This window comes from Klebsiella sp. TF21-TM (genome assembly GCF_019753495.1).
Taxonomy (GTDB): Bacteria; Pseudomonadota; Gammaproteobacteria; order Enterobacterales; family Enterobacteriaceae; genus Klebsiella; species Klebsiella quasipneumoniae.
This window is the reverse complement of record NZ_JAIJYL010000009.1, coordinates 186,179-193,089: the sequence shown is the minus strand read 5'-3', so window position 1 is coordinate 193,089 and position 6,911 is coordinate 186,179. Positions and strand designations below refer to the sequence as shown.

At 57.6% G+C, this 6,911-nt stretch carries 8 protein-coding genes; 2 read left to right on the top strand and 6 right to left on the bottom strand.

The window, feature by feature from the left end; genetic code table 11:
* Positions 1-135 precede the first annotated feature (135 nt).
* Genes K5R89_RS11400 through K5R89_RS11385 form a run of 4 tightly spaced genes read right to left on the bottom strand, consistent with a single transcriptional unit; the run spans position 136 to position 4,364 of the window.
* Positions 136-1,422, bottom strand: coding sequence for an ABC transporter substrate-binding protein (locus K5R89_RS11400; RefSeq protein ID WP_032453986.1), 1,287 nt, complete (start codon positions 1,420-1,422; stop codon positions 136-138).
* Between the two features lie 16 nt (positions 1,423-1,438).
* The gene (locus tag K5R89_RS11395) at positions 1,439-2,566 is read right to left on the bottom strand and encodes an ABC transporter ATP-binding protein (protein ID WP_017899248.1); all 1,128 of its coding nucleotides are present in this window, start codon (positions 2,564-2,566) and stop codon (positions 1,439-1,441) included.
* A 12-nt stretch (positions 2,567-2,578) separates the two neighbouring features.
* The gene (locus K5R89_RS11390) at positions 2,579-3,481 is read right to left on the bottom strand and encodes a carbohydrate ABC transporter permease (protein WP_023290913.1); all 903 of its coding nucleotides are present in this window, start codon (positions 3,479-3,481) and stop codon (positions 2,579-2,581) included.
* Positions 3,474-4,364 carry a carbohydrate ABC transporter permease gene (locus K5R89_RS11385; protein WP_002915995.1) on the bottom strand — a complete coding sequence of 297 codons (891 nt, stop codon included), beginning with the start codon at positions 4,362-4,364 and terminating at the stop codon, positions 3,474-3,476. The genes K5R89_RS11390 and K5R89_RS11385 overlap by 8 nt, the downstream gene beginning before the upstream one ends.
* 260 nt (positions 4,365-4,624) lie before the next feature.
* Between K5R89_RS11385 and K5R89_RS11380 the strand changes: the two genes are divergently transcribed.
* Positions 4,625-4,822, top strand: coding sequence for a hypothetical protein (locus K5R89_RS11380; RefSeq protein WP_109546964.1), 198 nt, complete (start codon positions 4,625-4,627; stop codon positions 4,820-4,822).
* Here K5R89_RS11380 and K5R89_RS11375 read toward each other — a convergent pair.
* Entirely contained in the window at positions 4,819-5,145 is a 327-nt protein-coding gene (locus K5R89_RS11375) for a cupin domain-containing protein (RefSeq protein WP_023290912.1), read from the bottom strand. The two genes, K5R89_RS11380 and K5R89_RS11375, sit on opposite strands and share 4 nt — an antisense overlap.
* Before the next feature lie 139 nt (positions 5,146-5,284).
* On the opposite strand from K5R89_RS11375, the gene K5R89_RS11370 reads away from it, so the two are divergent.
* Positions 5,285-5,998: an aspartate/glutamate racemase gene (locus tag K5R89_RS11370; RefSeq protein WP_023290911.1), complete on the top strand. Its 714-nt coding sequence runs from the start codon at positions 5,285-5,287 to the stop codon at positions 5,996-5,998.
* Here K5R89_RS11370 and K5R89_RS11365 read toward each other — a convergent pair.
* Entirely contained in the window at positions 5,964-6,890 is a 927-nt protein-coding gene (locus tag K5R89_RS11365; protein ID WP_023290910.1) for a LysR family transcriptional regulator, read from the bottom strand. The two genes, K5R89_RS11370 and K5R89_RS11365, sit on opposite strands and share 35 nt — an antisense overlap.
* Between the last annotated feature and the right edge of the window lie 21 nt (positions 6,891-6,911).

The window sequence follows — 6,911 nt, the reverse complement described above, 5'->3', positions numbered from 1 at the left end:
ATAACGTGATAAAGAGAGGGAAGAAATCAACGTCACAGCTATGTCGCGCGTTGTTCATTTTATAGCTTTACTGGAAAGGGAAGGGGGGCCGCCCCGCCGCGGGGGAGCGCAGTTGTTAGGTTTCCGACGGGCAGGTTAGCGCATCGCGCGGCGCAGAATGCGGTCGGTCTGGCGCTGGAAGTCCTCGGCCGCTTCTTCCACCGACTTTTTACCGTAGTCGATGTACTGCAGGGTAGTGCCGAACTGGGCGACGATCTGCGGGTCGTCGAAGTACGGCGAGACCGGCAGAGTGGTGGGCAGGGATTGCGCCAGCTTCAGACCGGACACCGCCGGATCGTCGGCTTTGATGATCCCGTCTTCGGTCAGGTAGGTGACCGCCGCTTTACTTAGCGGCACGCCGCGCTCCAGTCCGAGAATATCCACCCCTTCTTTACTGTTCAGCAGGAAGTTAATCACTTTCGCCGCCGCCTGCGGGTTTTTCGTCGATTTGCCAATCGACAGCATTTGCGCAGGCTTGAAGAACAGTCCGGCATCGGTGGCTCCGGGGAGCATCGGGTATTCCCCCAGCACCAGCTTCGCCGGCGGCTTCAGGTTGTCGGAATATTTGTTGATGGTGGAGTTCCACATGTAGGTCCCGCCCCATTCACCCTGGATCCACGGCTTCATCTCGTACATGTTGCTCTTGCCGAAGGAGGCATAGTAGCGGGTGTCCGGCATGACATGGCTGTCGATAAGCTTCTTATACATGCCGAAGAAGTCCGCCCACTGCGCTTTGCTGTAAGAGAATTTGCGTCCTTTCTCATCGATGGCCGGCTGGTTGTATTTTTGCACCATGTAAGAGTTGAGCAGGGCCAGCACGTCCTGGTGCTCAAGCACCACCGGGTAGTACTGTTTCCCGAGTTTGCTTTCGAAAGTTTTCCCCGCCGCCAGCAGTTCGTCCCAGGTTTTCGGGAAGGGGATGCCCGCTTTTTTCCACGCTTCGTCGTTAAAGTAGAAGACCCGGGCGGTGACCGACACCGGGATGCCGTTGAGCTTGCCATTGACCGTGGTGGACTGCAGCTCTTTGGCGTCGAACTGGCTGAGATCGATCTCGTCTTTCAGAGTGTTGAGATCGTAAAAACCCTCGCCATTTTTCGAAAAAATCGGCAGCCAGTTCCAGTTGGTCTGCATCACGTCAGGCTCGGTGCCGCCGGCTATCTGGGTGGTCAGGCGCGAAAGATGGCCGTCCCAGCCGGTATATTCCGCTTTGACATTGATATCGGGATATTGCTGGTGAAAAGCCTCCAGCGCCTTGAGAGTCACCTGATGGCGGCCATTGCCCCCCCACCAGGACATACGCAGGTCGACATCCTGCGCCAGCGAGGAGAAGGCGCTAAGGCCCAGGGTGGCGGAGAGGGTGGCGCTTATCAGCACGTTTTTCATTGTTATGCTCCAGGGTTCACAGAGAGAGGTTCTGTTCGGTTTTGGCGTCAAAGATGTGACACTTGTTAAGATCAAAGGTGAAATAGACTTTTCGATTCAGTCCCTTAGCTATCATCGGCTTCGCATCGTCCGATGGCACGCGAGCGGTCAGCTCGTAGCCCGCGACCTGCAGATAGACAAAGAACTCATGGCCCATGTTTTCCACCCGCACCATCTCGCCCATGCAGCCGCCTTCGGCGAACGGCGCGTCGGAGAGCGACACGAATTCCGGGCGGACCCCGTAGAACACCTCCTGATGCTGATACGCGCCGACTTTCTCCGCCAGACGGTCGTTCAACGGCAGGCGCTGGTCGCCAAGGGTCAGGCACAGGCGGCCGTCGTGCTCAACCAGCTGGCTGGGGCGAATATTCATCTCCGGCGCGCCGATGAAGCCGGCGACAAACATATTTTTCGGCTGGTGGTAGAGGTTGTCCGGGGTATCGACCTGCATAATGTGGCCGAGCTTCATCACGCAGATGCGGTCGCCCATGGTCATCGCTTCCGTCTGATCGTGGGTAACGTAGACGGTGGTCGCCGGTTTACCGGATTTTTTCAACTGCTTATGCAGATCGGAAATGCGGATGCGCATCGAGGCGCGCAGCTTGGCGTCCAGGTTGGAGAGCGGTTCGTCGAACAGGAAGACGTCCGGTTTTTTGACGATCGCCCGGCCCACCGCCACGCGCTGCGCCTGGCCGCCGGAGAGCTGGCGCGGCAGACGTTCCAGCAGCTCCTCCAGTTCAAGAATTTTCGCCGCTTCCTCCACCTGCCGATCAATCTGCGCCTTGGGCAGCTTGCTCAGCTTCAGGCCGAAAGCGAGGTTTTCCCTTACCGTCATATGCGGATAGAGGGCGTAGTTCTGGAACACCATCGCGATACCACGGGATTTAGGCGCCAGGTTGTTGACGATCTTATCGCCGATCCGCACCTCGCCGCCGCTGATGGTCTCCAGACCCGCCAGCATGCGCAGGGTGGTCGATTTGGCGCAGCCGGAAGGGCCGACGATCACCATAAATTCGCCATCGGCAATCTTCAGGTCGATACCATGCACCGCTTTAAACCCGTTTGAGTAAACTTTTTCCAGTTTGTTGAAAATCACTTCAGCCATGATATTTCCCTCTTAACCTTTGATTCCGCTGCTGGTCACGCCCTGCACGAAGTAGCGTTGAGCCAGGAAGAAGACGATGATGGACGGCAGAATGGAGATGCTCGCCATTGCCAGAATTTCGTTCCACGGCGCGCCTTCCGTGACGTCGATAGACATTTTTAGCGCCAGCGCGATGGGATATTTATCGACGCTGTAGACGTAGATCAGCGGACCGATAAAATCGTTCATCGACCACATGAACTGGAACAGCGCCACCGAGATAATGGCCGGCTTGAGGATCGGCACTACCACATACCACAGCACCTGGATGGAGTTGCAGCCGTCGATCTGCGCCGCCTCTTCCATATCGCGCGGGACGCCGCGCAGAAACTGGATCAGCATGAAGACAAAGAATCCCTGGGTGGCGAAGGCCAGTGGCAGATACAGCGGCAGATAGCTGTTCAGCATCCCCATTTCACGGAACATCAGGTACTGCGGGATCAGCAGGACGGTGCTCGGCAGCAGCATGGTGGTGATGAGCGTCGCGAACCAGAACTTCTTCCACGGGATCTCAAAGCGTGCGAAGCCGTACGCCACAATGGTGGAGGAGATGATCGTTAACACGACCTTCGGGATCACATACTTAAAGGTGTTCAGCATATAGTGGCCGAAATGGTATTCGGTGCCGGTCTTCCAGCCGTTGATGAACCCGTCCCAGGTGGCGTGAGTCGGCCACAGCCCGAGGGTGGTGAAGATCTCATGGTTCGGCTTGAACGAGGCGGAGAACATCCACGCCAGCGGGTAGAGCATCAGCAGGCCGACGAACACCAGCACGACGTAGCGCACCACCCGGCTCACCTTTTCCCGGCGCAGCGTACGGGCGACCTCACGATCGGCGTCGCTTATCACCGGCGCCATCTGTTGAATATCAGCCATTTTTGCCTCCCTTATCGGCGGAATAGAAGACCCAGTATTTCGATGACTTAAAGGCTATCGACGCAAAGACCGCCACGACGAGGAACAGCACCCACGCCAGCGCGGCGCCATAGCCCATGTCGAAGTACTTAAAGGCGGTATCGTAGATGTAGAGCGAGAACAGGTAGGTGTAATAGGTCGGGCCGCCGCCGGTTATCACGTACGGGCCGGTAAACTCCTGGAACGCCTGGGTGGTCTGCATAATAAAGTTGAAGAAAATCACCGGGGTGATCAGCGGCACGGTGACCTTCATAAACATCTGCCACTTCGAGGCGCCGTCGATCATCGCCGCCTCATACTGCGACTGCGGGACGTTCTGCAGCGCGGCGAGGAAGATGACCATCGCGGAACCAAACTGCCAGACGCGCAGCAGGGTGACCGACATCAGCGCCAGCGAGGGTTCCCCCAGCCAGTTGATGGCATCGATGCCAAAGACGGCGAGAAAACTGTTCAGCAGGCCGTCAATGGCGAACAGGGCGCGCCACAGCACGGCAATCGCCACCGAGCTGCCAAGGATCGACGGGATATAGTAGGCGGTGCGGAAAAAGCCGATACCGCGCAGTTTGAAATTGAGCACAAAGGCAATGCCGAGGGCGAAAGCCAGTTTTAAGGGGATGGTTAAAAAGACGTAGGCAAAGGTCACCCCCATCGATTTCCAGAACAGGCTATCCTCGGTCAACATATAGCGATAGTTTTCAATGCCGTTAAATACCGGCGGACTCATCAAGTCGTACTCAGTAAAACTGAGAAAGAAAGATGAAACAAAAGGAAAAGCGGTAAAGACAATCAGCCCGATGATATAGGGCGATATCCATGCCAATCCCAGCAGCTTGTTTTCATTCATACATACCTACCTGGCTTACGAGTTGTAATACGGATCCGATGACGCGGCGCTGTCGGCCTTTGGCCGCGAACCACGCAAAAAAGTCTGAACGCTTCCTCTGGTTAACATATCCTTGTTAATGAATGGATTAGGTTTTAACTGGCCCAGCGTGGGGGGGGCCGTCAGGCTCTTTTTTTATGCTGATCTGTTTTTTATAAAACACCGTTTTAATTTCATTTTATTGCGATTTATTTCCGCGTCATGCAGATCTGGATGGAAATGTGATCAAAGTCGAAACGATGTTTCAAAAAGGTGAGATGGTAAGCATTTTAGGCGTTTGTGAGGGGCTGAAAAGTATGAAATATCAGCGTAAGCGAGGCGGGGAATATTATTATCAGGATAATGATTTTGCCGGTATATTTTATTCGAAGGTACAGGTAGATAACCGGGGGCGGCAAGCGCCCCCCGACAGGGATTAACCCTGGAGGAAATCTTCGCGGATGGGGGTAAAGGTATCGAGCAGCGTGCCGGGCTGCAGACAGACGCAGCCGTGCATGATCCCCGGCTGCTTGTACAGCGTATCGCCAGCGCTGACGACGCGCGTCTCCTCGCCGATGGTGAATTCGAACTCGCCGGAGAGCACGTAGGTGAGCTGTTCGTGAGGGTGGTTATGCATCGGGCCGACGGCGCCGGCGGCAAAATTTACCTCCACGGCCATCATTTTGCCGTCATGGGCCAGAATGCGGCGGGTTACGCCATTGCCAAGGTCTTCAAGGGTGGTGTCTTTATGGAAAATAAACATCTGCCGATCCTGTTGTTAAAATGAAACATTGTTTCACTTAAGTTATCTCACTCTTCATGAAAAAGAAATACGCGGCCAGAGAAGTGGAAAGTTGATCACAAGTTTGTTTCACTGGCAGAAACAACATAAGGAGCAAAAGATGAAAACCATTGGCCTGTTAGGCGGCATGAGCTGGGAGTCAACGATCCCTTACTATCGCCTGATTAATGAAGGCGTGAAGGCGCGACTGGGCGGGCTGCACTCCGCCAGACTGGTGTTGCATAGCGTCGATTTTCACGAGATTGAAGCCTGTCAGTCCACCGGCGACTGGGATCGCGCCGGCGCGATCCTTGCCGACGCCGCGGTTGGGCTGCAGCAGGCGGGCGCCGAGGGCATTGTCCTGTGCACTAACACCATGCACAAGGTGGCGGATGCCATCGCCGCCCGCTGCCAGGTTCCCTTTCTGCATATCGCCGACGCCACCGGAAGGGCGATTGCCGCCAAGGGCCAGCGGCGGGTCGCGCTGCTGGGCACCCGCTATACCATGGAGCAGACCTTTTACCGGGGTCGTCTGCAGGCGCAGTTTGCCATCGAGACGCTGATCCCCGAGGCCGACGATCGGGCGCGGATCAATCAGATCATTTTCGACGAACTCTGTCTCGGCACCTTCAGCGAGGCGTCGCGGGATTATTATCTGCAGGTGATTGCCGCCCTGGCGGAGCAGGGGGCGGAAGGGGTTATTTTCGGCTGCACGGAAATTGGCCTGCTGGTGCCTGCTGAGCTCAGCCCGCTGCCGGTCTTTGACACCGCGGCGATCCACGCTGAGGACGCGGTCAACTTTATGCTCTCTGCAGAACCGACGCCAGCGGCGTGAGGATCTGCGGCAGACTCTGCTGCAGGTGCGTCACGAAGGCGTCGACCAGCGCCGAACGCGGGCGATGGAGCGGGCGGATCAGGCTGACGGTAAACGGCACTTCGACGCTGAAGCGGCGCACCACCACGCCGCTATCGGCATAGTCCAGGGCGGTCAGCGGGTTAACCACCGAGATCCCGGCGCCGGCGCGCACCATGGCGCAGATCGAGGCCGCGCTGTGGGTTTCGACCACCATCCGCCGCTTGACCTGATGCTCAAGGAACAGGGCGTCGAGCAGCTGGCGATAGCTGTCGGTGCGCGACAGGCTGATGTAGTTCTCGCCCTGAAAATCGGCGGGGGTCAGCGTCGTCTGCGCCGCCAGCGGATGGCCGGCGGGCAGGACGCAGACTTCATTCAACGTCAGCAGCGGGGTGCGTTCAGTGCCCGCGGGGGTATGCAGGGTCTCCGTCAGGCCAAGGTCATGGCGCTGGGCGGAGAGCCACTCCTCCAGCAGCGGCGACTCCTGGGGGACGATCTGCAGGCTGACCTCCGGGTAGCGGGCGAGGAACGGCGGCAACAGCAGCGGCAGAAAGGACTGGGAAAAGACCGGCAGACAGGCTATCGACAGCTCGCCCTGGCGGAACTCGCGCAGGCTCTCGGCGGCGCTGACAATGCGGTCCAGGCCGTACCAGGAACGCTGAACCTCCTCAAACAGGCGCAGGCCCTGCACGGTTGGCTGCAGGCGACCGCGGGTCCGTTCAAACAGCCGCAGGCCGAGCACCTTCTCAAAGCGCGCCAGCTCGCGGCTGACGGTGGGCTGGGAGGTATGCAGCATCCGCGCGGCTTCGGTCAGGTTGCCGGCGGTCATCACCGCATGAAAGATTTCGATATGACGCAAATTGACGGCTGGCATGCGGTCTCCCTGAGGCTCGGC

Excerpts from the sequence above, each read along its gene's own strand:
- K5R89_RS11385 (WP_002915995.1), bottom strand. The coding sequence starts at position 4,364 with ATGAATGAAAACAAGCTGCTGGGATTGGCATGGATATCGCCCTATATC.
- K5R89_RS11390 (WP_023290913.1), bottom strand. The coding sequence starts at position 3,481 with ATGGCTGATATTCAACAGATGGCGCCGGTGATAAGCGACGCCGATCGT.
- K5R89_RS11400 (WP_032453986.1), bottom strand. The coding sequence starts at position 1,422 with ATGAAAAACGTGCTGATAAGCGCCACCCTCTCCGCCACCCTGGGCCTT.
- K5R89_RS11370 (WP_023290911.1), top strand. The coding sequence starts at position 5,285 with ATGAAAACCATTGGCCTGTTAGGCGGCATGAGCTGGGAGTCAACGATC.
- K5R89_RS11395 (WP_017899248.1), bottom strand. The coding sequence starts at position 2,566 with ATGGCTGAAGTGATTTTCAACAAACTGGAAAAAGTTTACTCAAACGGG.
- K5R89_RS11365 (WP_023290910.1), bottom strand. The coding sequence starts at position 6,890 with ATGCCAGCCGTCAATTTGCGTCATATCGAAATCTTTCATGCGGTGATG.
- K5R89_RS11375 (WP_023290912.1), bottom strand. The coding sequence starts at position 5,145 with ATGTTTATTTTCCATAAAGACACCACCCTTGAAGACCTTGGCAATGGC.